Origin of the sequence: Lysinibacillus zambalensis, assembly GCF_040183165.1 — a bacterium.
In the GTDB taxonomy this organism is placed as follows: domain Bacteria; phylum Bacillota; class Bacilli; order Bacillales_A; family Planococcaceae; genus Lysinibacillus; species Lysinibacillus zambalensis.
Genome location: NZ_JBEGDG010000022.1, coordinates 1 through 26,743 on the forward strand (window position 1 = coordinate 1; position 26,743 = coordinate 26,743).

Below are 26,743 nucleotides of genomic sequence, written 5' to 3' on the forward strand. Positions count from 1 at the left end.
AATAGAGAAATCCGAATTTGAATGAATTCAAATTCGGATTTCTCACTAATTGAAGCTAGTTATGTCCCAGCCTCTTTCATGTTGATTAAGTATTGCTCTTTGCAAAACGAGTGGTTGATTTCCATTCCGACTGAGCGCTTTGTAGCTGCCGCTACGCTTTCGCACAGTTAAAACATTTGCCGCTGACGCTTCGCTTTCGCGCAGAAAAAACATTTGCTGTTGCTGTCGCTACGCTTTCGCACAGAGCAGAGTTTCCTGGGGGCGTCCGGTGAGCCGCTTGGGCCGACACGATGTTGGTCACGAAGGCGTTATCACAGGACGTGATGGTTTTAGCCTTCGTTCCTCTAACGCTAATCCCCGAGGAGTCGCTCAGTCTCCACTTCAATTAAGGTGAGTAGCCATAGCCTTCGCTGCATAAAATTTATAAAAATTCTACGCTAACGCTGACTTGTTCCTTAAATGTTCCTTCTTCTGTATTTTTAAATAGCGTCTACTATTTATTAAACATATCAAATAAACCGCCGATGCCACCTTCGCCTTTAGATTGACCGCCACCGCCTTGTGAAATTGGTGCTGCAGCGAAGACGCGGCTTGCTAATCGGCTAAATGGTAAGGATTGAACCCATACTTTACCCGGCCCCTTTAACGTAGCGAAGAAGATACCTTCACCACCGAACAATGCTGTTTTTACGCCCCCAACCATTTCGATATCGTATTGTACATCAGATGTCATGGCTACTAAACAGCCTGTATCCACACGCAATACTTCGCCATGTTGTAAAACCTTTTCGTGAATAGCGCCACCTGCATGTACAAATGCCATGCCGTCTCCTTCAAGTTTTTGCATAATGAAGCCTTCACCACCGAAGAAGCCAACGCCGATTTTCTTTTGGAATTCAACGCCAACTGAAACTCCTTTTGCAGCAGCTAAAAAAGCATCTTTTTGACAAATAATTTTCCCGTTTAATTGACTTAAATCCATTGGAATAATCTTACCTGGGTAAGGAGAAGCAAAATAGACGTGACGTTTACCTGAACCAACGTTCGTAAATGTCGTCATAAATAAACTTTCACCAGTAATTAGGCGTTTTCCGGCTCCAAATAATTTACCCATAAGACCACTTTCTAGGCTTCCTTTCGAACCATCGCCAAAGATTGTTTCCATATGGATAGCATCATCCATCATCATTAAAGCACCAGCTTCAGCTACTACTGTTTCTTGCGGGTCAAGCTCGACTTGCACATATTGCATATCGTCGCCATGTAATTTGTAGTCAATTTCGTGATTATTCATTATGGGATTCCTCCAAAATTCAATTTAGTATTATATACGATTATATGTTATGTAAGTTTCAATGAATAATTATTTATTTAAGAAAAAAAAGGAATAAGATAGAAAATGTCGAATATAAAAAACTAGTATGAGTATTTTTTATTTTCTTTCAGCTGAAAATTTGTGATTGTTTTTTCAATGATCACAAAAGATTTTCATTTGTAACGTAGCTAAAAGGAAATAAAATCTCTGGTGATTGTCACCAATATCATTGTACCAAAAGCATGCTTTACAGATTGTTATATATTGAAGATTCGGAATTTTGACATATTTGATTCTGCATAGAGATTAATAGATGACAGCTGTCTAAAAGCGATGCGACTGGTAACGATGATATAGAGGCAACATAGATACTTCAGGGGGTGTTTGTAGTGGAAATCAAAAACTATATCGGTGGTAAATGGGCAACATATTCCCATTTACAAAGTATAGTAGTGACCAATCCTGCAAATGGGGAGCAGCTAGCTACGATTCCGCGTTCTACGGCAAGTGAGGTAGATGAAGCGGTAGCGGTTGCAAAACAGGCACAAAGAAGCTGGGCATTAGTACCTGCGCCTAAACGTGCTGACTATTTATATGCCATCGGTCAAAAAATGAAGGAGAAGAAGGAGCATTTAGCGACCGTTTTAACAAAAGAGATGGGAAAGGTTATTGAAGAAGCTAGAGGTGAAGTACAGGAAGGAATCGATATGGCCTATTATATGGCTGGTGAAGGGCGACGGTTATTCGGGGAGACAACACCGTCTGAGCTAGCCAATAAATTTGCCATGAGTGTACGGGCACCTATTGGCGTAGTAGCTTTAATAACTCCGTGGAATTTCCCTGTAGCGATTGCCACTTGGAAGTCGTTCCCGGCGATTGTTGCTGGCAATACGTTCATTTGGAAGCCGTCGAATGAAACACCGATGATGGCGTATGAAATGGGTAAAATTTTTGAAGAGGTTGGCTTACCAGATGGAGTAGCAAATATCGTCTTCGGTACAGGGCCAACAGTTGGAACAGCATTAATTGAACATCCAGGCGTTAAGGTCATTTCGTTTACTGGCTCTACAACAACAGGAAGTAAAGTAGCGGAGCTAGGTGGTAAACACCTGAAGAAAATTTCATTAGAGATGGGCGGAAAAAATGCAGTCATCGTAATGGATGATGCCGATCTACAACTAGCGACTGAAGGAATCCTATGGAGTGCATTTGGAACTGCAGGTCAAAGATGTACAGCATGTAGTCGCGTGATCGTGCATAAAGATGTAAGAGAGGAACTAGAAAAACGTCTATTAGACGAAATGCATAAGCTAACAATTGGTGACGGTCTAGATGAAAGTGTGAAAATCGGACCTGTCATTAATAAAGCTGCATTGGAAAAGATTAATCACTATGTGCAAATCGGTAAACAGGAAGGGGCAACGTTGTTAGCTGGAGGTAGAATTTTAGCTGAGCCTCCTTATGACAAAGGGTTTTATTATGAGCCTACACTATTTACGAATGTGAAGCCTGACATGATTATTGCACAGGAAGAAATCTTTGGTCCGGTCGTTTCTCTTATTGAAGTAGCAAGTTTGGATGAAGCAATCGAAGTAAACAATGGCGTAAAATTTGGCTTATCCAGTTCAATTTTCTCACAAGATGTGAATACGATTTTCCGCGCACAACGAGATTTAGATACAGGTATTGTTTATGTGAATGCTGGCACAACAGGTGCTGAAATCCATTTACCATTTGGTGGGACAAAGGGTACGGGGAATGGTCACCGTGACTCGGGTGTAGCTGCCTTAGATGTCTATACAGAGTGGAAAAGTATTTATGTGGACTATAGCGGGAAATTACAAAGAGCACAAATCGATACAGAATAACAGATCAATGAAAGGGGATGTTCTTGATGAAAGTTGTTGTATTAGGTGCAGGTTTAATGGGTAAAGAGGTAGCTCGCGATTTAATAAAAAATAACAAAGTGGAGTGTGTATTTTTAGGGGATATTGACGTAAAAATAGCGCAGGACTTTGTAGACTCGTTAAACACAGATAAAATTCAGGTTGTAGAGCTTCATGCTGAGCGCGATGACTCGTTAATGGAGGTTATTTCAAAGGGCGACGTAGTCGTTAATGCATTGTTTTATGCCTTTAATGAGCGTGTAGCAAGAGCAGCCATCGCGGCGGGTGTTCATTCTGTGGATTTAGGTGGTCATATTGGCGGCGTCACAGAAAAAATATTAAATCTCGACGAAGAAGCAAAAGCAAAAGGTGTAACTATTATTCCGGATTTGGGTGTTGCTCCTGGTATGGTCAACATTTTAGCGGGTTATGGTGCTTCGAAATTAGATGAGGTTGAATCTATTAAACTATTTGTAGGCGGTATTCCTACAGAGCCGAAGCCACCTCTTCACTATACACGCGTATTTTCTTTAGATGGTGTCTTTGATCATTATACGGAGCCATCAAAAGTTATTCTAAAAGGTAAACTTCAAGAAGTTCCGTCATTATCAGGCGTTGAACCTATTTATTTCAAAGATTTTGGTGTGCTTGAGGCATTTTATACATCTGGCGGTATATCGACGTTGGATAAGACATTCCCAAATGTCCAAACATTAGAATATAAAACAATTCGTTATAAAGGCCATGCAGAGAAATTTAAGCTATTAGCAGATTTAGGATTCCTCGATGCTAGCAATAAGGTAGAGGTAGAAAATCAAGAGGTTTCTGTACGTCCAGTTGTTCGTGAAGCGCTTAAAAAGAAACTTGAGCTTGGTACAAAACCAGATGCCGTGCTATTGCGTGTTATTGTAGCGGGTGAAAAGGCACAGCAACAAGTGACGTATGAGTACGAAATGGTCGTAACTAAAGATATGACGATTAATGAAACAGCTATGGCTCGCTCAACAGCCAATACAATTTCTGTCGTTGCTCAAATGATTGGAGAAAATAAAATTACAGAGCGCGGTGTATTTGCACCTGAATCAATTGTACCGGGCGACATTTATATTGAAGAAATGGCTAAACGTGGTGTAGTTATTAAAGAAACGTCTCATACGTCTGCAATGATCGTGAAATGGTAGGTGCTCGGTCATGAATTTCGAATTTACCACTGAGCAGGAAATGTTACGTAAAACAGTACGGAAGTTTGTGGATGATGAAATACTTCCATATATTGCGAAGTGGGATGCTGAAGGTGGCTTCGATCCGAAGATTTGGTTAAGACTAGCTGAGCTTGGCTTAATGGGCGTTTGTGTCCCAGAACAATACGGTGGCAGTGGTATGGATTACAATGCACTCGCCATCGTTTGTGAAGAGCTTGAACGTGGAGATACAGCATTTCGTACAGCTGTTTCCGTTCATACAGGCCTGAATAGTATGACCTTAATGCAATGGGGAACAGAGGTTCAAAAACAGCGATATCTTATTCCGCAGGCGAAAGGTGTTCGGATTGGTGCGTTCGGTTTAACAGAGCCTGGAGCGGGGTCAGATGTAGCTGCTATGTCTACGACCGCTATAAGGGATGGAGACTTTTACGTATTAAATGGGCAGAAAACATGGATTTCCTTATGTGATATAGCTGACCATTTTATCGTTTTTGCCTACACGGATAAATCGAAGAAGCATCATGGCATTAGTGCATTTATCGTAGAGCGTTCTATGGCGGGCTTTACGTCGAAAGCGATTAAAGGTAAATACGGTATTCGTGCTGGTAACACTGGTGAGCTCTTTTTTGAAAATCTACGTATACCTGTAGAGAATCGTCTAGGAGAAGAAGGAGAAGGCTTTAAAATTGCAATGTCCGCGTTAGATAATGGACGTTTTACCGTAGCTGCTGGCGCTGTTGGTCTCATTCAAGCGTGTCTCGAGGCGAGTGTTAAATACTGTCATGAACGCGAAACATTTGGAAAGCCTATCGGTGAGCACCAGCTAGTAGGGCAAATGGTTGCCAAAATGGAGGCGGGCTATCAAATGAGCCGCTTGCTTGTCTATCGTGTTGGAGAATTAAAAAACAAAGGTGTACGTAATACGCGAGAGACATCATTAGCAAAGTGGCAGGCTTGTGATTTTGCCAATAAAGCTGCGGATGATGCCATGCAAATTTATGGAGCATATGGTTATTCGGATGAATATCCAGTCGCCCGTTATTTGCGTAATTCGAAAGCACCTGTTATTTATGAAGGCACGCGGGAGATTCATACAATTATGCAGGCGGACTATGTATTAGGAACTCGCCAAGATAAGCCATTAGCGAAAATGCTACCAAAATGGCCATTTGAAGAGTAAGTGTTTTATTAAAAATTAAACAAAAAAAGAATCCGAATTTCGGGTTCTTTTTTTATGTCCAAGTAAAATATTCCATTTAGTTACAATCGTACCTATTTTCATGCTCCAATTGTGTCCTAATGTTCAAATTATACTAGAAAATATTGTTATAATATAACATTTAATGTTGCTTTGCTCTCATAATATGGTATTTTTAAAAAGGTGATATAGTTCTAAATAATCAACGTATTACCGAGTTGTTAATATAGTACAATAGGAGGATTTGTTATGAAGAAAAAATTAAAACTAAATCAAGTGTTACTTGGAGTAAGTACAATGGCACTGTCGTTCGGAGCGTTACAAGCAGAGGCATCAGCAGCAGAAAAAACGCCTTATAATGTATTACAAATGAAGCCTGCCGGCATAGTGACTTCGAATGATGAAGTTACACATTCTACAACGGCTGATGAAACATTGTCATTTGAAAAACGATTGGAAATTGGCGATTTTTCGGATCAACCAGCTCCAACTATAAAGCTTGCTGAAACGAAGCAATTGCAAGAGCAGTACTCAATGGCAGAGCTTAATAAAATGAGCGATAGTGAGTTAATTGATACGCTAGGAAATATTCGCTGGAATCAAATTACAGACTTATTCCAATTCAATGAGGACTCAAAAGCTTTTTATCAAAATAAAGAACGTATGCAAGTGATCATCGATGAATTAGGGAAAAGAGGAAGTTCATTTACGAAAGATGATTCAAAAGGTATTGAAACATTTGTTGAGCTATTGCGTTCAGCTTTTTATGTAGGCTTTTATAATAACGAACTAGGTTATTTAAACGAGAGAAGTTTCCAGGATAAGTGTTTACCAGCATTAAAAGAAATAGCTAATAATCCGAACTTTAAACTTGGTACAGGTGAACAAGATAAAGTAGTATCCGCCTATGGTAAATTAATAGGTAATGCTTCTAGTGATGCGGAAACAGTTCAAAATGCTACGAAGATTTTAAAACAGTATAATGAAAATCTTTCTACATATGAACGCGAGTATTCAAAAGGACAAGCTATATATGATTTAATGCATGGGATAGATTTTGACTTGCAGTCGTATTTGCATGATGAACGTAAAGAAGCTAATACGTCGATATGGTATGGAAAGATTGATGGTTTCATAAATGAAGTGAATAAAATTGCACTTTTACATAATATGACAGATGACAATGGTTGGTTAATCAATAATGGCATTTATTATGCAGGGCGTTTAGGAAAATTCCATAGCAATCCGAATAAAGGTTTAGAAGTTGTTACACAAGCGATGCATATGTATCCATATTTAAGTGAAGCTTATTTTGTGGCAGCAGAACAAATCACTACAAATTATGATGGAAAAGACAATAATGGAAATACAGTAGATTTACAAAAAGTACGTGAAGAAGGAAAGAAGGAGTATTTACCGAAAACATATACATTTGATAATGGATCAATTGTATTTAAGACGGGAGATCAAGTAACAGAAGACAAAATTCAAAGATTATACTGGGCTGCAAAAGAAGTAAAAGCACAATATCACCGTGTCATTGGAAATGATAAAGCATTAGAACCAGGCAACCCTGACGATATATTAACAGTTGTCATTTATAACTCTCCAGATCAATATTCATTAAACCGTCAATTGTACGGATATGAAACAAATAATGGTGGTATTTATATTGAAGAGACTGGAACATTCTTTACATATGAACGTACGCCAGAGCAAAGTATTTATAGTTTAGAAGAGTTGTTCCGCCATGAATTTACTCATTATTTACAGGCAAGATTCGAGGTTCCTGGTTTATTCGGAAGAGGAGATATGTACCAAAATGAGCGACTAACATGGTTCCAGGAAGGAAATGCAGAATTCTTTGCAGGATCAACGCGAACAAATGATGTTGTTCCACGTAAGAGTATTATTAGTGGATTATCAGATGACCCATCACAACGTTATACAGCAAAACAGACATTGTTTGCTAAATATGGATCATGTGATTTCTATAATTACTCATTTGCGCTACAGTCTTATATGTATACTCATCAATTTGATACATTTGATAGAATTCAAGATTTAATTCGTGCGAACGATGTGAAAAATTATGATGTGTATCGTGACTCTTTAAGTAATGATCCGCAACTGAATGCGGATTACCAAGCCTATATGCAGCAATTGATTGATAATCAAGAAAAATACGAGGTGCCACAAGTAGCAGAAGATTATTTAATGGAACATGCACCAAAACCGTTAAACGAAGTGGAACAAGAAATTGTCGATGTTGCTAACGTAAAAGATGTAAAAATGACAAAACATAAGTCCCAATTCTTTAATACATTTACACTCGAAGGTACGTATGTAGGTAGTGAAACACAAGGTGAATCTCAAGATTGGAAAACGATGAGTAAGCAAGTGAACCAAGTACTAGAGAAACTGTCGCAAAAAGAGTGGAGCGGCTATAAAACAGTGACAGCGTATTTTGTAAACTACCGTGTGAACGCGGAAAACCAGTTTGAATATGATATTGTTTTCCACGGCGTTGCGACGGATGAAGGAGATCATCAAGCACCTATTGTAAATATCAATGGTCCATATGCTGGGGTCGAAAATGAAGAAATCCAGTTCAAGAGTGATGGTTCAAAAGATAAGGATGGAGAAATTGTTTCTTACCTTTGGGATTTTGGTGATGGTAAAACAAGTGACGAGGCAAACCCTACTCATGTATACGAAAAAGAAGGCACATATAATGTGACATTAACAGTGAAAAATGATAAGGGAATAGAAAGTAAAGATCGTACAATTGTATCTGTACGGAAAGGCGCACAAACAGAGAATCCTCAACCAGAAGAAGCGAAGAACATTCCATTTAATACGCCTCTAAAAGGTGATTTGGTTGGTGATGATGATTCGGATGCATACACATTCGAAGTTACGTCTCCAGAAGAAATCGATATTTCTGTCTTAAATGAAAATCAAATCGGCATGACATGGGTGCTTTATCATGAGTCTGATAAGCAAAATTATGTAGCATATGGACAGGAAGATGGAAATAGTATAGAAGGCAAACTTCATGCAGAGCCAGGAAAGTATTATTTATATATTTATAAATTTGATAAAGAAAATGGGACATATACAGTAAACGTACAAAATAGTGCACAAACAGAGCTAGAACCAAATAATCGTCCAGAAGAAGCGAATATGATTCCATTTAATAAGTCTTTAAAAGGTAGCTTGATGGATGATGATCATACGGATGTATACACATTCGATGTTACGTCTCCAAAAGAAATCGATATTTCTGTCCTGAATGAAAATCAAATTGGCATGACATGGGTGCTTTGTCATGAGTCTGATATGCGAAATTACGTAGCATATGGACAGGAAGACGGAAATAGTATAGAAGGTAAATATAATGCGAAACCAGGCAAATATTATTTATACATTTATAAATATGATAATGAAAATGGTGCATATTCAGTAACAGTACAATAGTAGAAGCTAATTTGAAAACGAGAGGGATTCACGTCCTCTCGTTTTTTATTAAGAAAAAATTTCAGAATAATGTAACTCTTCTGCTCTTAAGTAGTCTAAATAATAAACAACTTTATGAAAGGTAGGAAAAATAATGAAAAGTAAGTGGCTAGCATTGCTAATCATCTTCTTACTAGCTATTTTGCCAGGAATTTTTACGCTCATGTCGACCCCAAAAGTGGAGGCACGGACTGCAAGTGAAAGTAATACAACTCATAGCTGGCAAGTATCCTTTACGAAGGCACTAAAGGCAAGCAAAATAACGGAAGACAATGTTTACGTAACAAATAGCAAAAATCAAAAGGTAACAGCAACTGTCTCATTGGCAGAGGATAACAAGACAGTTCTCATTAGCGATTTAGTACCCGGTAGCTATAAATTACATGTGAAGAAAGAAGCTTTTGTACTAGGTGGTCCTAAAATAGCATCGCAAGAAATAGCGTTCACCATCATTGAAAAACTGGAAGCCATCAAATCAGAAAAAGAACTACAACAATATTTTGAAACACTTTTAGCTAATTCAAAAAAAGAGCGGGAATATGAAGTAACTACAGAAGTTTCGGCGAAAGATGAGAAATCTAGTGCGAACGACTCCTCGACAACGAATAATCAGGTCGAAGGCGTGGAGGAGGGTGATATAGTCGTTGTCAAAGATGGCTATATTTACGCTGTCAAAGATCAGAACATTACGGTAGTGGATGCTAAAGATCCGAAAAATTTAAAGCTAGCAACAACGATCAAGATGAAGGAAACTCAATATATTTCGAAGCTAGCAGTATACGACCATTTATTAATAGCAATCAGCGATGAATATTTAGAAAAAATAGGCACGAGCATGACGAAAGCCTCTTTATATGATATTTCAAATCCAAAAAATCCAAAGCTTATACGTGAAGTGGGGCAAGAGGGGTATTTACAAGATATTCGAATTACAAATGACACATTATATTTAATCGGTAATATGCATCCGAATTATTGGATGCTTAGAGAGGAAAAAGCGCCAGATTTAAAACCGAAAACATATGATAGTGTAGAAGGAAAAGAATATAAAAGTTTACCTCTAGAGAAAATTTCTATTTTACCAAATACAATGGATGGAACATATAGCTTAATGACAGCGTTGGACTTAAAAAATGGTGCTCAGAAAACGGCGAATACGAAAGGATACTTAGGTGGTAGTAGTGGACTTTATATGTCGGAGAATGCACTTTATTTAACAACACCTATTTATGACGGAAATATCGTGCCTGCTGCTGGCATCCTTATGGATAGAATCTGGATGCCAAGAACAACGAATACCCAAGTTTTTAAATGGAATGTTGATGGAACTGACATGAATTTTGTAGGTACTACGGAAGTAAAAGGATCCGTGTTAAATCAATACTCGATGGATGAATATAAAGGTAATTTCCGTATCGTTACAACGGAAGGAAATGCATGGGATGAACAACAAATATCAAAAAATCACCTATTTATTTTAGATAATAAATTACAGCAGCTCGGTGCTGTAAAAGATTTAGCTCCTGGTGAAAAAGTGTATTCTGCACGCTTTATAAGCGAAAAAGCATATGTCGTAACATTCAAGCAAGTGGATCCACTGTTTGTAATTGATGTAGCAAACCCGAAAAAGCCAACTGTGCTAGGAGAGCTAAAAATTCCAGGCTTTAGTAACTATTTACACCCATTAGACGATACCCATTTAATCGGCATTGGTTATGATACGGAGCAACGCTATGATGCCTATACGAAACGTAATTTTACGGTGACAACAAATATGAAAATGTCATTATTTGATGTCTCAGATTTCAAACATCCAAAGGAACAATCAACCGTAAAAATCGGTGGCAAAGGCTCGTACTCCGATGTTCAATACAACCCTAAAGCGTTATTCCGCAACAAGGAATACAATTACTTTGGTTTCCCAGTTGTCCTGTATGATGCAGGAAAGGGCGATGAAATTGTCTACAAAGGTCAAGGCGCACAAATCTATGAAATCACTGCAGATAAAGGCATCGATCTTAAAGGAAATATCATTAATAAAAGTAAGGGCGATCCATATGAAAACTGGGAGCAGCTTGTACAGCGAGTAGTCTATATAGACGACGCGCTTTACACAGTAGCTCGCAATGAAGTAAAGAGTTACCAACTAAAAGACTTCAAACCGCTTGATACATTAACAATTAAATAATGAAAAGAGTCCAATAAACTTAAGGTGAGTTTATTGGACTTTTCATGTTGTTGAAAAACTAGTAGAAAAAACTGAAATTGTTCCGATAAAATGAGATTTTGTTCCGATAAATCTTCGATGTATTCATATAAACATTCCGGCTAGGCGCTTCGCTTTCGCGCAGAAAACATTTGTCGCTGGCGCTTCGGTTCGAGACTTTAGTTTGATTGGGACATTTTCAGGAGTTTTCACCCAACTTTGAAAGTTTATCGACCAACTTTCATGTTTTATCAACTAACTTTTAATTTTTATCGACATCCACCTTCTACAGCTCGCCCCCAGGAAGTTTTGCTCTGTGCGAAAGCGAAGCGTCAGCAACAAAGCGAGTAGCCCGAAATTAACCCCTCGTTTTGCCAAAGAGCCTCACTTTTTATTGAAATTAAGTTTTTCAACACAAAAAAGTCCAATAAACCTTGAGTTCATTGGACTTTTTCTTTAATTATTTTTGGCGGTATGGAAGAATTTCCGATACTGTCACGAATTCATAGCCTTGCCCTTGTAAATAAGCAAGTACGGCATCAAGACCGTCGGCAGTCGATTGATGAATATCATGCATTAAGACAATGGCGTTATTGTGTAAATTATTTTTAACATGAGGTAGAAGCTGTTGCGCATTGCGATGCTTCCAGTCTAATGTATCGATTGACCATAAAACAACAGGAATTGGAATTTGAGCGTTAATCGTATCGTTCGTTGCGCCATACGGTGGTCTAAATACAGTTGGCTTGTGATTAATGGCCTTCTCAATTTCCCCAAATGTAGATGTATATTGATTCACTGCCTGCTCTAGAGACAGTTTTGTTAATACAGGATGGTCCCATGAATGATTACCGATTTCATGTCCCCTTGCAAGTACATCTCTTGCGATATCAGGGTAATATTGTACGCGACTACCAAGCATAAAGAAGGTAGCTTTTGCATTATATTTATCGAGCGTATTTAAAATCTGTTCAGTAACCTTTGGATGTGGACCATCATCAAAAGTTAAGGCAATACGTTTTTTGTTTGGATCACCTACATTAACTGGCTTCGTCGGTTTTTCCATAGCAATCTGGAATTCAGATGCTAACAACGGATTGATTAGTGAAAGGGGAAGCTTCACAGTTTGTGGGCCAGCTGCTCCACTAGCAATCTCATACTCATCAAAATAGAATTGTAACGAATTATCAACGATAGCGAAGCGATGGAAGTTAGACCACTTCGGTTCAGTTGACTTGATTACATCATCCTTGAAAAGCTCTTCCTTTAATTTAGGATTTTGTTGTAAGTCCTTACGTACATAAGTAGCTAATGCAGATAAGTTGTTTTCGTCGTTATTTAACAATGTTTCAATGGAAATTAATTTACCAGTTTCATGATTGATAAAGAATGTTTTTGTTGAAATATCGGGATTGGCTCCACCTGTATACAACGTTTTTGTTAGCACAAAGGAATAGTAGTGCTTCTGGTATGGGAAAGTATTCAAACTAATATTTAGCTCTCCCATGGCCTCTTTATCTTTATTTTTTTTCATAGATGACAGATAGTTTTCTTTTGAATCTGTTATGTACTGTAGTACAGCTTCATTAAAAGCTTTATTATCTGTTTCTGGATAGTGAATAGCAAAAGGAGTTCGCTTATCATTTGAAACATCGGTTACAATACGTATACCTGGAAACGCAGAGCTTTCAGTGGATAGGTTACTCGTTATTGAATCTGAATTTGTCTCTGTCTCTTTTGAGGCACTGATTTTTTGAAACTTAAAGTCATCCTTTGATAGGATAATGACTAAAATAATAGTCGTTAATGAAATGATGAGGCCAATTAATAGGAAATCAATCATTGGGCCGCGTTTTTTTCTGCGTTCCGGCATTTTGATGGATACGCTCCTTTCCTTATTTATTTTTCTATACAATCAGACGTGTTAGTCGTTGAAAAAGTTATACGAATCTACGAAGTTTTGCTATTAATTTGTGGGAATCAATCCTCATGAATAAATGACTCATTAGCTTATCGTTTTCATCATATGAAAGCTAAAATACTTTTGTGTTAATAGTTGAAATTTTAGTTGAGTTTTTATTTGCAGTTCGATACTATTGGCAAGGAACCTTAACTTTTTTCAACAGGTGCCAAACACCGGTTGAAAGAAGTTAAAGCCTCCGGCGGATGTCACGGAATCGCACAAAGCCGATTCTGGACGCAATTATGCCGAGGCATAATTGAGGGAGGTAGTTAACTGTAATGGTTTTACATGAAGTGGATAATGAATTTACGATTGACTGCTTATTGCTTGCGGGGCGAATTATGATTGAAAGTGGTGCAGAAACATATCGTGTGGAGGATACAATGCTACGTATGGCACATTCTCAGAACATGCTAGATGCGCAATGTTATACCACACCCACAGGGATCATTTTTTCGTTAGGCAAGACACAGCCAACGAGAATTACATCGATTTCCAACAGGGTAACAGATTTACAAAAAATAGCCTTGGTAAATTCAGTATCTCGGAGACTCACATCTCACATGATAACATTAGAAGAAGCTTATGACGAGCTAAAGTCGATACAAAAAACAAATTATTTTTTACCCACATATATTCAAGTCATATCAGCGGCTCTTGCGAGTGGTTGTTTCCTTATAATGTTTAAGGGGGGATGGTCTGATTTCCTTTTTGCCTGTTTGGCAGGGGGGGTAGGCTTCCTAGTGCTTTTATTGATAAATGACTTAACAAAAGTGAAATTTTTCGCAGAATTTACAGCTTCATTAGTAGTAGGAACGATTGCTGTCTTTTCAGTGAAATATGGCCATGGTACGGAAATAGATAAAATTGTTATTAGTTCCGTTATGCCACTAGTACCAGGTATTTTGATTACGAATGCAGTTCGAGATTTAATAGCAGGTCATTTTATGTCAGGGATGGCGAAGGGTGTAGAAGCCTTTTTAACAGCTTTTGCAATCGGTGCAGCTATTGCCGTCACTCTATCGTTTTAGGAGGCAGTCGACATGGATTATATCATACAGTTGATTCTTAGCTTTTTTGCGACAGCGGGTATCGGAGTTATTTTTAATGTTCCTAGAAAAAACCTCATTTATTGTGGTTTTGTTGGGGTAGTAGGCTGGATGATTTACTTCGTCCTAACAGAGCATGGAATGGATGTAGTAAATGCCTCATTCTTTAGCGCTTTCGTCATTGCAATCGTTTCCCATTTGTATGCTCGGCGCTTCAAAATGCCAATGATTATTTTTATTGTCGGTGGGATTATTCCGTTAGTTCCGGGAGGCATGGCTTATAATGCAATGAGAAATGTTGTAGAAGCTGATTATATACAAGGGCTACAGTATGGATTTAAGGCATTTTTAATTACAGGTGCCATCGTGATTGGACTTGTATTTGCAGAGGTGCTGATACAGCTTATTTTCCGTTCTGTCCGTACTAGTAAGGCGACATTCAAAAAGGTCTATAAGAAATAAGGCTTTACATCAAATGTAAGGAACAGCATGCTAGATATAACAAATAAAAAGAAGGAGGTTACGTTTTACACGTAACCTCCTTTTTAAATTAACTATTTTACGAATAATGCTTCAATTTCCTCAGCATGAATTGGCTTACTAATATAGTAACCTTGAATCGCATCACAGCCATAAGAAATCAAAAGATCTGCTTGTTCAGCTGTTTCGACACCTTCTGCGACAACTTTAAGTTCCATAGATTTTCCGAGTTGCACCATACCGTTCATAAGCTTTTGGGTTTTCTCAGATTTTAATAGAGAGCTTGTAAATGTTTTATCGATTTTTAACGTATCAATTGGTAGAATTTGCATATATCTAAATGAGCCATATCCGGTACCGAAATCATCTAGAATAAAGGCGATTCCTTCATTTTCAAGCTTACGCATTTGCTGTGTAATAAAGCTAGCAGCTTCTGCTTCGAGGGCAAATTTTTCGGTAATTTCGATTTGAATAAGGTTCGCTGGACAGCCAGTTTTCGCTAACGTGTCAAGAACTGATTTTGCCATGTTTTTATCACGGAATTCGCGTACAGAAGAGTTAATAGATACTTTTAAATTAAGACCAGCTTTTTTCCAGATGAGTGCCTGTTCACAAGCTTTTTCTAGCATAAAGGAACCGATGTTATTAATAAGACCTGTTTCCTCCGCAATTGGAATAAGCTCATCTGGTGAGACAACGCCTATTACTTCATCTTCCCAACGAACTAATGCTTCTACAGCTGTGATTTTACCAGAAGTAACATCAATTTGCGGCTGATAGAGGACTTTTAGGTTTTTTTGGTCAAGAGCCTGAAGTAAACGTTTTTCAATTAAAGCTTTACGATTTAATGCTTTATGTGTTGCTTTTGATAGGGAGACGATTTTATCGCCACCGGCCTCACGGACAGTTGTAATAGTAGCAATAGATGCTTTCATTAGTTGGGAGAATGTAGTTTGATCCTCTGGATAACGTGTAATCCCGCCACTAATAGAAATAGGGACAGCTACATTACTGTTATAAATTGGATGTTGTTGTAAGTAAGACAGGAAGCCTTGAATGAACCATTCACTTAATGGTGTAATCACGACAAAATCATTTTCGTTAATACGTGCCATTGTGCTATCTTGGAAGTACATTTTTATACGATTTGTAAACTCTACAATAAGACTTGGATCAATTTGCTGATCATGTAATTCTTTTAATGTATAAAATTTATCAATACTTAAATAGACGAAAGAGAAGTTTCTTTCATCCTCAATCATGTTGGAAATCACTTTTTCGAGACGATGTGCATTCATAAGACCTGTTTCAGTATCGATATAAGCAATTTTTTCAAGCTGATGTTGGATGGACTTAGACTTCGTGATATCCTTTTCGATCAATAAAAATTGTTGTTCATTTGTTTCGATATCAAATGTTGGGATAGCTGTGAGTAGTACCCAATAAGATTGGCCAGTTTTTGTAACTTTTTCGATTTCGCCTTGCCACGTTTGGCCATTGTTTAAATTACGCCAAATGGTAGTTGTAATCTTTTCACTTTCTTTATTATCAGGGAACAGTTGCCAGAACGTTTTACCAATTACACGTTTTGGTGTCCACTGACTCGTTTTTAGAAATTCAGCATTACATTCTAAAATGAACCCATCATGATCTAGTACTACTGTCATAAACGTAGAGTCTAAACCTTGTTTTAATTTTGCGAGAGTACCGCAGTTTGAGACAGAATTAATCATTAATTCTGGTAGCATAAACATCATAAGGATGAAACGCTCTCCTTGTTCAATAAATGGTTTAGCTAGAAGCGCTGAGTTAATTTCTTCGTTTGTATACGTTTTCAGTTGAATTTGATTGATATACGTACTGTCATCATTTTGTAAAATGGTTTGAAACTTTTCTAATGAAAGTTGATGTAGTAAATTTTCGTGAATGAATGAAGCGGTATGTTCTTTAACAGTAGTAGCTGAAAAACCAAATAGCTGTTCAGTAAGCTTTCCCAAATGAATAATTTGTCCATCTTGATTCAGGACAATTGCAGGAAAAGGAAGTGAATTTAAATAATGTTCATCAATGGTAAATAATTTATGCATATGACTCATGATTATTCGATCTCCTTGAGTAATCTATATATACTATTATTATAGTTAATTATCAGGAATTAGTCATTATGAATATGATTGTAAATATTTGATAATAAAAAATATAGGGACTTTTTTAGCGAAAAACATGGAAAGATTTGAAGATAAATAACATTTTTTAGTATATATATAGGGAGTGAGTAATGTGTGTGGCATTTAAAAGAGATAGTATTTATTGGCTCTAGTGCATGTTATAGGTAGCGGTGGGCCTTTTTTATGTTTTATCGGTTACAGGTATTATATTATTTACATAGTAATTGTTAACTAGAAAAGATGTTTCGGCATTTGGCTACAACCAACGGAAGTATTGCTGTTTCGCTACATTGTTACAATTTTTGGTACTTGTAGTTGTCATTGCTTATGTCTCTCTTAGTTTAAAGAAATGGTCACCAAAATATCAAGTAATAGGGATTATGGATACGTTGATAGGTCTGTTCCTCCTACTAACGAATGCTTCAATTACCGTTTTGTTAGTTAGTAGCAAAGTCTTATTCTGGTAAGGTAGCAGTTCTTTGATAGATCCGATCAGTTTCACCTTGGACTTGAGCTACTAGTCTCACGTTTACCTTCTACACGTTGTATCCTAGACAATTGAGTGTAACATGGCTTTCTATAGGTGAAGGGAAAGCAAAAAATACAGTATGGTAGTTCCTTGCTCATTTATGGAACTCCCTTATAGAGAAGAAGGGGGAAGAATATGAAAGAAGTTTTTTCCTATGTAAAGCCTTATAAATGGACAGCATTCATCGCGTTTAGTTTAATGCTGTTGGAATTATTTGTGGAGCTCGCGCAGCCATTGGTTATGGCGAAAATCATAGATGATGGAGTACAAGCTCAAAATCAAGGGATGATTTGGCAATGGGGAATTGTGTTACTGGCCTTATCTTTCGTTGCATTTATAGCTGGTGTCGTAAATTCCTATTTTTCATCGCATACAGCACAGAGTTTCTCCTATGATTTACGAAATGCGCTGTTTGAAAAAATACAATCCTTTACATTAGCTACTTATCAAAAATTTTCAACGGCTTCTCTTATAACAAGGTTAACGAATGATGTGACGCAAGTTCAGACGGTGCTGTTTATGAGTTTACGTATTATGCTTCGTGCACCACTTGCCGTTATTGGCAGCATCATTATGGCTTTTGTTGTAAACGCTAAACTAGCATTATTTCTAGTGATTGGCGCACCGATTATTTTCATTTTTCTTATTGTAATGGTGGCAAAAGGTGTGTCTTATTTTGGACGTGTGCAAAAGAGAGTAGATCGTTTGAATCGGGTACTACAGGAAAATTTACAGGCTATTCGATTGGTGAAAGCTTATTTACGTGGTGCCTATGAAGCCTCTCGTTTTGATGAAGTTGCCTCCCGATTAAAAATAGATACTGTAAAAGCTCTACGCACAATGGAGTATATTATGCCTGTATTGTTATTCATCATGAATATGAGTTTACTCGCGGTGCTGTGGTTTGGGACAAAACAAATAGCTTCTGGTACAACACCACTTGGAGATGTAGTGGCCATTGTCAATTATGCCATGCGTATGACAGGCTCGTTTTCGATGTTTGCCTTTATTATTATTTTTTATGCGCGTGCAAAAGCTTCAGCAGAGCGCATGGCAGAAGTCCTTTCGACTGAAAATGAGATTGAACTACCATCAACTTCAGAGAAAACAACGAATGATTTGAACTTCGGAGAATTAGCGTTTGAGCATGTAAGCTTTACGTATCCTGGGGGAGACGCACCTGTACTTTCCGATGTAAGCTTCCGAGTGAAATCGGGTGAAAAGCTGGCCATTATGGGGGCAACCGGTTCAGGGAAATCAACGCTATTACAGCTTATCCCACGTTTCTATGATGCGACAGAAGGTAAAATCGTAGTTGAGGGGAAAGATGTACAGCAATGGGATTTACAAGAGCTGCGCGAAACGATCGGCTATGTTCCGCAACAGTCTTTATTATTTACAGGAAGCATTGCTGATAATGTTCGTTGGGGCGATGCAGAGGCTGACATGGATGCAGTGCTACACGCGACCATGCAAGCACAAATCCATGCTTCTGTGGAAGATTTCCCGAATGGGTACGAGACAAGAGTCGGTCAGAAGGGTGTCAATCTTTCGGGTGGTCAAAAACAAAGATTATCGATTGCAAGAGCGTTATTAAGAAAAGGACATATATTGATGCTTGATGATAGTACAAGTGCGCTTGATGTGAAAACGGAGCAGGCATTATGGGAGGCGTTAAGTGAAGAACAAGCAACAATGTTAGTCGTCACTCAAAAAATTCGCACAGCGAAAGGTGCACATCGTATTTTACTCATCGATGCAGGAAAAGTAGTCGCATACGGGACGCATGAAGAGCTTCTGCAAACGTCAGCGCTCTATAAAAAAATCGCAATCTCTCAACAGGAGGTGGAGGAATAATGGGATTTATCCAAAAACCTTTTGGCTATGAGCCGATTTTGACGAAGGATGATGTGAAGCAAACGGTTAAGAAAAAGAAGGGACCTCGTGCGACAAATTGGAAAAGTACGCTACTACGTTTATGGAAAATAGTTGATGAACAACGCGTACTACTACTGATCGTACTGTTACTTGTTTTTGTGAGTTCCATGTTGGCTCTTCTTGGGCCGTATGTAATCGGTAAAATGATTGACATGTACGTAACGCATGGAGAGCCTGCAGGACTAGAGAAGGGGATACTGCTGTTAATCGGCATTTATGCTTTATTAGCCGTATCGTTATTTTTGCAAAACTATTGGATGATTGGTATTGCCCAACAAACCATCTATAGATTAAGGACGAGTGTATTTGAGCATTTTCAAAAACTGCCGATTGCCTTTTTCGATCGTCGTCAGCATGGAGAATTAATGAGTCGAATGACGAATGATATTGAAGCTGTTAGCTCCACATTAAATAGCTCCTTTATCCAAGTGTTTTCGAGTGTATTAACACTGACGGGAACAGTCATCATCATGCTAAGTTTAAGCCCCTTACTAACGGTATTAACGATGACGATTATACCAGTTATGTTTTTGGCGATGCGTTGGATCACACGGAGAACAGCACCATTATTTAAGGAACAGCAGGCGGCTATTGGAGCTTTGAATGGCATGATTGAAGAAACGATTTCGGGCCAGAGAATTGTGAAAGCTTTTTCACAAGAAGAACGAATGAAAGAGGAGTTTCGTGAAAAAAGTGTACGATTAAAAAGAACAGGCTTTTGGGCACAAACATACTCTGGCTATATTCCGAAGGTCATGAACTTTTTAAACAATATGAGTTTTACAATTGTGGCTGGTATTGGCGGTTTACTTGCTCTTTATGGGCATGTGTCCATCGGCGTCATTGTTATTTTTACTGAATACGCAAGGCAATTCACACGACCGTTAAATGATTTAGCCAATCAATTTAATACTGTTTTATCAGCAATTGCTGGTGCAGAGCGTGTATTTGCGCTACTGGATGAAATGCCTGAAGAGGAGGCAGCTTCAGCGCAAAAGCATAAGCTAGAAGGACAGGTAAGCTTTCAGCATGTGTATTTTAAATATGAACAAAAAGAGGAAGCTTACACATTAAAGGACATTCATTTTAATGTGGAGCCCGGTCAAACGGTCGCTCTTGTTGGAGCAACCGGAGCAGGCAAAACAACGATTTTGCAGCTGATTGCTAGATTTTATGAAGTATCAAAGGGCGAGGTTTTATTTGATGGTGTCAACGTACAGCAAATAGAACGACAAGCATTGCGCTCACAAATGGCCTTTGTGTTGCAGGATCCGTTTTTGTTTGAGGCAACTGTACGTGAAAATATTCGTTATGGTCGATTAGATGCTAGTGATGAGGAGATCGAGGAAGCAGCAAAGCGTGCAAACGCCCATGAATTTATCATGTCGCTAAAGGATGGCTATGACACAATACTTGCCGCAGATGGCAGTGGTATTTCGCAAGGCCAAAAGCAATTATTGTCCATTGCACGAGCATTAATTGCAGACCCGAAAGTTTTATTATTGGATGAGGCGACAAGTAGTATTGATACCGTTACGGAGCTTGCGATTCAAGAGGCTCTCGATCTGTTAATGCAGGGACGCACAAGCTTTGTGATAGCTCACCGTTTGAATACTGTGCACAATGCCGACATGGTACTTGTAATGCACAAAGGTGAGTTAGTTGAGGCGGGCTCTCAACAGGAATTAATGGAATCCGGTGGCATTTATGCGCAGATGCTACAATCTTCGTCCCATCATCTTGAAGAGTAGGGTGAACGAAAGATGTATGTATAAATTTCATTCCTCAAACATAAGTAAGAGTAATTCCGAAATTTTTGGGATTGCTCTTTTTTTAGTTGGAATATAGCATAGCATTTTAAATTTTAAATGTAATTTATTTATAAAAATAGTATAATTATGGATAATGACGAAATGGAAAATAGAGGCTTATTATTGAATAATAGAGGATTTATTGATGATATTTTGCTTAGGTAAGGGAGCGACTAGACATCCATTCGCAGTGGAAATCGGATCTTCAGATAAATGGGGTGTGTACAAACACACACGTGATTATAGTAACTTTCAGTCATTATAACCGTCAATAATCATAGTAACTTTTTAATTTCACTAAATTTGAAAAGAATTGTTAATAATTAGAAGTGTCAAATTTATTTTGTTGCAAGACTATTTTCTTTCTTGCTACAATAGGGCGATAGTTTGATACAAGAACGGAGTAAATGATGAATATTTCAGTGATGACAGTGTCTTTTCCGTTAGATGGGGAAACATTAAATGAATTAAAATTATTGTGTGAAGAAGCGACTACAAATGACTATCGCGTCTATGAAACGGCTATGGGTTTGCCTATGGCGAGTTCCTTTGAAACGAAGGGCTTTATGGTACTTGCTTATGAAGATGACAAAGATGTCTTAGTGGGTGCAGCTAGTGCAATAGATTTAATGGGGCTTCATACTTATGAATGGTCTTTAGTTGTAACACCTACGTACCGTCAAAAAGGAATTGGAACTGCTTTAGTAGATGTCTTACAGGCAGGCCTCGAGGAGCGTGGGGCAGAGGGGCAATTGGCGGTAGTGATCGATGGCTCACCTTTTGGACATACGTTTATTGAAAATAAGGGCTTTACATATAGCTTTTCAGAAGCCACTTTAGAAACAAAAGCAGAGTCAGTAGAATTAAAGGATGATATCGAAATTATTCCTTATACAGATGAACAGGCAGAGCTGATTGCTATTTATAGTGCGGCGTTTGGAGATCTACCTGAAGAGTCTGAAGAGCTCATCGCTTTTAATACGTCAACGACTGGCAGAAAACTATGGGTAGCACGTAAAGACGGAAAAGTTGTTGGAACCGTGACAACTGCCCAGGAAAATGAAATTCAATGGGTAACAGCATTGGCAGTGCATCCAACTTGTGAGGGGCAAGGGATAGGTACTGCAATGCTTTCGTTTTCCAAAGATTATGCGTGCAAAATTGGTGCGAAATGCGTCATGCTGGATGTAGAGATTGACAATAGAAAGGCGCTTTCTGTTTATGAGAAGGCCGGTTTTATGAAGGCTCAGCAAATAGACTATTTTGTAAAACAATAAGTGAAAGTGAGGAGTGTGCTTTAAGCATCGCTCCTCACTTTTTTGTGTTTATATGAAGTTCAAACACTTGAGATAAGAAAGCGGAGAATTTTCAGATGGAGAATAGTCGAACTACATAAAAGCTTTCTTTCAAAGGAAGGAAATATCATTTGACCCCATAATATAAGGTTGAAAATAATTCCATAATTATGCAAATAAACAGTTTATCAATTTTTGCTCAAAAGTGAACAAAAGTTGATTTGTATTCTTTTCTGGGAGGTTTTATGGCTTAATAAGCCAGATCAAAAGATAAAAGGATGCCTTTTTTGTTTTTCGGAAGTGGAATAATTTTATATAAAGAGTTGAAAAAAGGTTATTGATGATTCGACAGTTGCAAGTAATACAGAAGTGTTACCACCACAAGCTTTAGGGTCGTCATGTCATACATAAAACCTAAATAGTGTTAATAGGTTTTACGACAAACTCATTGAAAATCATGCAAATAAAGTTAAAATTTCGAAACTTCGTTGATTTAAAATCACTTTTATCAAATTATGCAGGAAAAGCAACAAAAGTTGATTTTTATTTTTTTGTAAACTGCATTACAGTTGGTAGCTGTAACAGAATGGGAAGTAAAAAGAGAGAAAATATGTTTAAAGACTTTCAGTTTGAGGTATAGGTTAAGTATAAAAAGTAAATAATTCTGTATTTGTATTAATAGTAATGAAGTTTCTAAGTATTTCTTTTTAATTAAAGCTGAATTTCAAGCTTATCCAAGTAAGAGGAAGTTAACCTTTTGTTAAAAGTATGCTAACTGATTCGGAAGTGATCTGAGTTCGGAAGATGCCTCTAACTTTAGGAATAATAATTTTAGGAGTGTTATTAACCGTATCAGAATTTTATCTGATACGTAAATATAAATAAAATACAAGCTGAGAGAATGATTCTAACATGAAGAAGATGTCCTTTTTTGATTAATGAATGTAATAATATTACAAAAAAGACAAAAACTTTATCCTTCGTATGGTTGTTGTAAGTAATCCACAAAAAGGGAGATCATTTAAGAGTGTTATTTACCGTATCAGAATTTTATCTGATACGTAAATATAAAAAAATACAAATAAGAGAGGAGGTTAACGTATGAATAACAAGGCAATACAAGTTGCAGTTATTACTGCGATGCTAAGTGAATGGTTATCTTACCGTAATTTGCTTCAGCAGATATCAAAGGAGGTACTTATAAATACTTAGTAACGGTGGAATTTACTCCAAATTCAGATCCACAAGGTCCGGTAAATCCAACTGATCCAGACCCCGGATGGCCAGTGGATCCAGTAGATCCTAATCCAGGAACCGGTGGACCGCTAAGTATTGATTATGCATCAAGTCTCGATGTTGATATTAATAAAATATCAAATAAAGATATGATTTACTATGCGAGTGTACAGGAGTTGCATTTTGATGAGAAAAGTACATATGTACCGAACTATGTACAAATTTCAGATAATCGTGGAACAAATGTGGGCTGGATATTAACTGTTAAACAAAATGGTCAGTTTTCTAATGCTACAACACAACATAAAAAATTAGCTGGCTCGTAAATCAAATTTGTTAATTCAACTGTCACAGGTAAAACAGTGGTGACACTGCCAATGGTTGCTGAGGTAATTGCATTAGATCCAAGTGGGGCTGATTCACTTGTCATGTCAGCAAAACCAACTAAAGGGGCTGGCCTTTGGGTGAACTATTGGGGGAAAGTAGATGAGATGACTGGTACCCAAGGTGAAAAAGTTCAAAAAAATAAAGCGATTTCCCTTACCATTCCAGGGAAAACGCCAAAAGATGCTGTTAAATATAGCACAAAATTAACATGGAACTTATCGGATGTTCCAAGTAACAAATAATAATAAAGGGTGATGAAAAGTGAAAATCAATAAAAATTTAAAAACACTAGGTGTGGCAACTACAATGCTAACATGTTTTGTATTAGGAGGGAGCGTAACTTCTTATGCAGCAGATGGTGGCGAGTATCAATCTAATGCAATTATCGAATTCGAGGCAGCTACTGACATAATAACACCACCAGTAGATCCAACAGATCCAGGAACACCAGTAGACCCTGTAGATCCAACTGACCCAAACGGTCCTAAGCCAGGAACACCTGGTCCATTAAGTATTGACTATGCTTCTAGCTTAGACTTTGGTAAGCAAAAAATTACTTCTACCAACCAAGTATACAAAGCAAAAGCACAAAAATTTAAAAAACGTGGCGACGGTCCGAACTATGTTCAAGTTACAGATAATCGTGGAACAGAAAAAGGTTGGTCATTGCAAGTGAAGCAAAATGGTCAATTCAAGAGCGCTTCGGGTAATGTACTAACGGGTGCTGAAATTACTTTTAATAATGGTAGTGTGAATACAGCTTCTGCATCTCCTAAACCATCTATTGCAAAATCTACATTTAGTTTAAAACCGGATGGAACTGGTGTAGCTGAAAATATTATGGCTGCTAAAGCAGGAGAAGGCTCCGGTACTTACGTCTTAGCTTTTGGTGATGACAATACAGCGGCAGATAGTATTGAACTTTCAATCCCAGGTGCGACTACAAAGTATGCAGAAAAATATTCAACGACATTAACATGGACACTGGCAGATGTACCTGAAGAAGATGGAGAAAAAGAACAAGGAAATGAATAAGGATAATCATGGTGGGGTACTGTCATAAAGCAAAAATGGTATCCTATCATGTCATTTCAAGATTTAAATAGTCAGGTAAAAACCTATGTAAACTCCTGTTAATCCTATTTGCGACAAAGCATGAGTGAAACGTAGCGCCAGATAGTAATGCAGCTCGCACATTGCTAGCAGAAAGTACAATTGGTTTTTACCATAATAAGAAATAATTTAGTAGCTTAGAAGACTTGTTAGCCAGTCTCTCTAGTAGTAAGGATGGTAGAAATTATGAGGAAAAATACGTTATGTACCTTATTTGGAATATTGATAGTAAGCCTTATATGGTTAACGCCATTTGCTTCTGCATCTCAATTTAATTTTGGTGTGTATACTGTCATTCCAGATAACCAAATTGATAAACAAAAATCTTATTTCAATCTGAAAATGAAACCTAATCAAAAGCAGACATTAACGATTCAACTGAAAAATGACACGGAAGATGATGTTGTCATTGAGCCAATCATTCACTCCGCTACAACGAACATTAATGGGGTTGTGGAGTACGGCCCTACAAATGCTGTACGCGATTCTTCATTGCTATATGAATTAGGGGATTTAATTAAAACAGATAAGGAGATTACGATTCCTGCTAAAGGGAGTAAAGATTTATATTTAAATGTAACGATGCCAGAAGAAGAATTTGATGGTATTTTAGCAGGCGGTATTACATTAGAAGAGAAGAAGGCATCGTCAAAAAATACCGAGGAAACAAATAAAGGTGTAAACATTGAAAATAAATATGCTTATGTAGTAGGAATTACTCTACAAGAGACTGATGAAGTAGTGAAACAAGATTTACAATTACATGATGTCAAAGCTGGACAAGTGAATGCACGCAATGTCATTAATGCTACACTTCAAAATCCAACGGCAACTTATCTAAATCGTTTTGAAGTGGATGCGGTTATTACGAAAAAGGGAAAAAAAGAAGAACTGTATAAATCCCAAAAACAAGATATGCAAATGGCTCCGAATTCCAACTTTGATTATCCGATTTCTTTGAATGGCGAAAAGTTCAAATCTGGAAACTATACTTTACATTTAAAGGCTAAGTCAAGCGAAGAATCATGGGAATTTGAGAAGGATTTTACAATCGAAGGTGAAGTAGCAAGTAAATTCAATAAACTAGATGTATCGATTGAAGATCCAAATTATATATGGTATATCGTAGGGTTGCTGTTTGCGCTATTAGCAGGATTACTATCGTTTTTGTTTTGGAAGAAAAAACAACAAGTAACTAATAATTAGTAGAAAAAATACGCCTTTGTACTGGAAGTAGCTTGGGATAATTTCTTGTTTTCTTATCGTTTATTTTGCTAGCCTTTCATTTTGGATAAATTATAATCCAATCTTAAGTTACTAAGAATCAGGATAGAGGCGATTATCGGTTGATGCTGATTGCTTATAGACAAGGTGTTTAATCGCGATTGGTTTTTTTAACAAGTGAATCAATAATAAGATTGATGAATCACTTGTTAAAATTAAAA

General features: G+C 37.6%; 16 protein-coding genes and 1 pseudogene. 14 read left to right on the plus strand and 3 right to left on the minus strand.

Annotated elements, in window-relative coordinates; genetic code table 11:
* Positions 1 to 493: 493 nt before the first annotated feature.
* On the minus strand, positions 494 to 1,294 hold the full coding sequence (locus tag ABNX05_RS21175; RefSeq protein ID WP_349661527.1) for a TIGR00266 family protein: 801 nt from the start codon (positions 1,292 to 1,294) through the stop codon (positions 494 to 496).
* 410 nt (positions 1,295 to 1,704) lie between these two features.
* Here ABNX05_RS21175 and ABNX05_RS21180 point away from each other — a divergent pair, with 410 nt between their 5' ends.
* From ABNX05_RS21180 to ABNX05_RS21200, 5 genes are all read left to right on the plus strand, one after another.
* A complete protein-coding gene (locus ABNX05_RS21180) occupies positions 1,705 to 3,183 on the plus strand; it encodes an aldehyde dehydrogenase family protein (RefSeq protein WP_349661528.1) in 1,479 nt (492 codons plus the stop codon).
* A gap of 26 nt (positions 3,184 to 3,209) precedes the next feature.
* Entirely contained in the window at positions 3,210 to 4,382 is a 1,173-nt protein-coding gene (locus tag ABNX05_RS21185; protein ID WP_349661529.1) for a saccharopine dehydrogenase family protein, read from the plus strand.
* Between the two features lie 10 nt (positions 4,383 to 4,392).
* Entirely contained in the window at positions 4,393 to 5,586 is a 1,194-nt protein-coding gene (locus ABNX05_RS21190) for an acyl-CoA dehydrogenase family protein (protein WP_349661530.1), read from the plus strand.
* A 267-nt stretch (positions 5,587 to 5,853) separates the two neighbouring features.
* Complete coding sequence (locus tag ABNX05_RS21195; protein ID WP_349661531.1) at positions 5,854 to 9,084, plus strand: collagenase; 3,231 nt, start codon at positions 5,854 to 5,856, stop codon at positions 9,082 to 9,084.
* A gap of 133 nt (positions 9,085 to 9,217) precedes the next feature.
* Positions 9,218 to 11,311 (plus strand): beta-propeller domain-containing protein, encoded by a 2,094-nt coding sequence (locus ABNX05_RS21200; RefSeq protein ID WP_349661532.1) that lies wholly within the window; start codon positions 9,218 to 9,220, stop codon positions 11,309 to 11,311.
* A 478-nt stretch (positions 11,312 to 11,789) separates the two neighbouring features.
* Here ABNX05_RS21200 and ABNX05_RS21205 read toward each other — a convergent pair whose 3' ends face one another.
* Entirely contained in the window at positions 11,790 to 13,202 is a 1,413-nt protein-coding gene (locus ABNX05_RS21205; protein WP_349661533.1) for a polysaccharide deacetylase family protein, read from the minus strand.
* A gap of 368 nt (positions 13,203 to 13,570) precedes the next feature.
* Between ABNX05_RS21205 and ABNX05_RS21210 the strand changes: the two genes are divergently transcribed.
* Together ABNX05_RS21210 and ABNX05_RS21215 are read left to right on the plus strand one after the other, a co-directional pair.
* Entirely contained in the window at positions 13,571 to 14,323 is a 753-nt protein-coding gene (locus tag ABNX05_RS21210; protein ID WP_349661534.1) for a threonine/serine exporter family protein, read from the plus strand.
* 12 nt (positions 14,324 to 14,335) lie between these two features.
* Positions 14,336 to 14,803 (plus strand): threonine/serine exporter family protein, encoded by a 468-nt coding sequence (locus ABNX05_RS21215; protein WP_349661535.1) that lies wholly within the window; start codon positions 14,336 to 14,338, stop codon positions 14,801 to 14,803.
* A gap of 92 nt (positions 14,804 to 14,895) precedes the next feature.
* Here ABNX05_RS21215 and ABNX05_RS21220 read toward each other — a convergent pair whose 3' ends face one another.
* Positions 14,896 to 16,917: an EAL domain-containing protein gene (locus ABNX05_RS21220; RefSeq protein ID WP_349661536.1), complete on the minus strand. Its 2,022-nt coding sequence runs from the start codon at positions 16,915 to 16,917 to the stop codon at positions 14,896 to 14,898.
* 296 nt (positions 16,918 to 17,213) lie between these two features.
* On the opposite strand from ABNX05_RS21220, the gene ABNX05_RS21225 reads away from it, so the two are divergent.
* The 7 genes and pseudogenes from ABNX05_RS21225 (at position 17,214) to ABNX05_RS21255 (ending at position 26,504) form a co-directional block, all read left to right on the plus strand.
* A complete protein-coding gene (locus ABNX05_RS21225) occupies positions 17,214 to 17,456 on the plus strand; it encodes a hypothetical protein (protein WP_349661537.1) in 243 nt (80 codons plus the stop codon).
* Positions 17,457 to 17,653: 197 nt separating this feature from the next.
* Positions 17,654 to 19,375, plus strand: coding sequence for an ABC transporter ATP-binding protein (locus tag ABNX05_RS21230; protein ID WP_349661538.1), 1,722 nt, complete (start codon positions 17,654 to 17,656; stop codon positions 19,373 to 19,375).
* Positions 19,375 to 21,207: an ABC transporter ATP-binding protein gene (locus tag ABNX05_RS21235; protein ID WP_349661539.1), complete on the plus strand. Its 1,833-nt coding sequence runs from the start codon at positions 19,375 to 19,377 to the stop codon at positions 21,205 to 21,207. The genes ABNX05_RS21230 and ABNX05_RS21235 overlap by 1 nt, the downstream gene beginning before the upstream one ends.
* 467 nt (positions 21,208 to 21,674) lie before the next feature.
* Entirely contained in the window at positions 21,675 to 22,544 is an 870-nt protein-coding gene (locus ABNX05_RS21240) for a GNAT family N-acetyltransferase (RefSeq protein WP_349661540.1), read from the plus strand.
* A gap of 1,235 nt (positions 22,545 to 23,779) precedes the next feature.
* Positions 23,780 to 24,427, plus strand: a pseudogene (locus tag ABNX05_RS21245) (WxL domain-containing protein).
* Positions 24,428 to 24,446: 19 nt separating this feature from the next.
* Entirely contained in the window at positions 24,447 to 25,220 is a 774-nt protein-coding gene (locus tag ABNX05_RS21250; protein WP_349661541.1) for a WxL domain-containing protein, read from the plus strand.
* 264 nt (positions 25,221 to 25,484) lie between these two features.
* Positions 25,485 to 26,504, plus strand: coding sequence for a WxLIP family cell surface protein (locus ABNX05_RS21255; protein WP_349661542.1), 1,020 nt, complete (start codon positions 25,485 to 25,487; stop codon positions 26,502 to 26,504).
* The last annotated feature ends 239 nt before the right edge of the window (positions 26,505 to 26,743 follow it).

What these genes read in the sequence shown, in the direction of transcription:
- ABNX05_RS21175 (WP_349661527.1), bottom strand. Translation starts at nt 1,294, where the DNA reads ATGAATAATCACGAAATTGACTACAAATTACATGGCGACGATATGCAA.
- ABNX05_RS21185 (WP_349661529.1), top strand. Translation starts at nt 3,210, where the DNA reads ATGAAAGTTGTTGTATTAGGTGCAGGTTTAATGGGTAAAGAGGTAGCT.
- ABNX05_RS21190 (WP_349661530.1), top strand. Translation starts at nt 4,393, where the DNA reads ATGAATTTCGAATTTACCACTGAGCAGGAAATGTTACGTAAAACAGTA.
- ABNX05_RS21195 (WP_349661531.1), top strand. Translation starts at nt 5,854, where the DNA reads ATGAAGAAAAAATTAAAACTAAATCAAGTGTTACTTGGAGTAAGTACA.
- ABNX05_RS21200 (WP_349661532.1), top strand. Translation starts at nt 9,218, where the DNA reads ATGAAAAGTAAGTGGCTAGCATTGCTAATCATCTTCTTACTAGCTATT.
- ABNX05_RS21205 (WP_349661533.1), bottom strand. Translation starts at nt 13,202, where the DNA reads ATGCCGGAACGCAGAAAAAAACGCGGCCCAATGATTGATTTCCTATTA.
- ABNX05_RS21210 (WP_349661534.1), top strand. Translation starts at nt 13,571, where the DNA reads ATGGTTTTACATGAAGTGGATAATGAATTTACGATTGACTGCTTATTG.
- ABNX05_RS21215 (WP_349661535.1), top strand. Translation starts at nt 14,336, where the DNA reads ATGGATTATATCATACAGTTGATTCTTAGCTTTTTTGCGACAGCGGGT.
- ABNX05_RS21220 (WP_349661536.1), bottom strand. Translation starts at nt 16,917, where the DNA reads ATGAGTCATATGCATAAATTATTTACCATTGATGAACATTATTTAAAT.
- ABNX05_RS21230 (WP_349661538.1), top strand. Translation starts at nt 17,654, where the DNA reads ATGAAAGAAGTTTTTTCCTATGTAAAGCCTTATAAATGGACAGCATTC.
- ABNX05_RS21235 (WP_349661539.1), top strand. Translation starts at nt 19,375, where the DNA reads ATGGGATTTATCCAAAAACCTTTTGGCTATGAGCCGATTTTGACGAAG.
- ABNX05_RS21240 (WP_349661540.1), top strand. Translation starts at nt 21,675, where the DNA reads ATGATGAATATTTCAGTGATGACAGTGTCTTTTCCGTTAGATGGGGAA.
- ABNX05_RS21255 (WP_349661542.1), top strand. Translation starts at nt 25,485, where the DNA reads ATGAGGAAAAATACGTTATGTACCTTATTTGGAATATTGATAGTAAGC.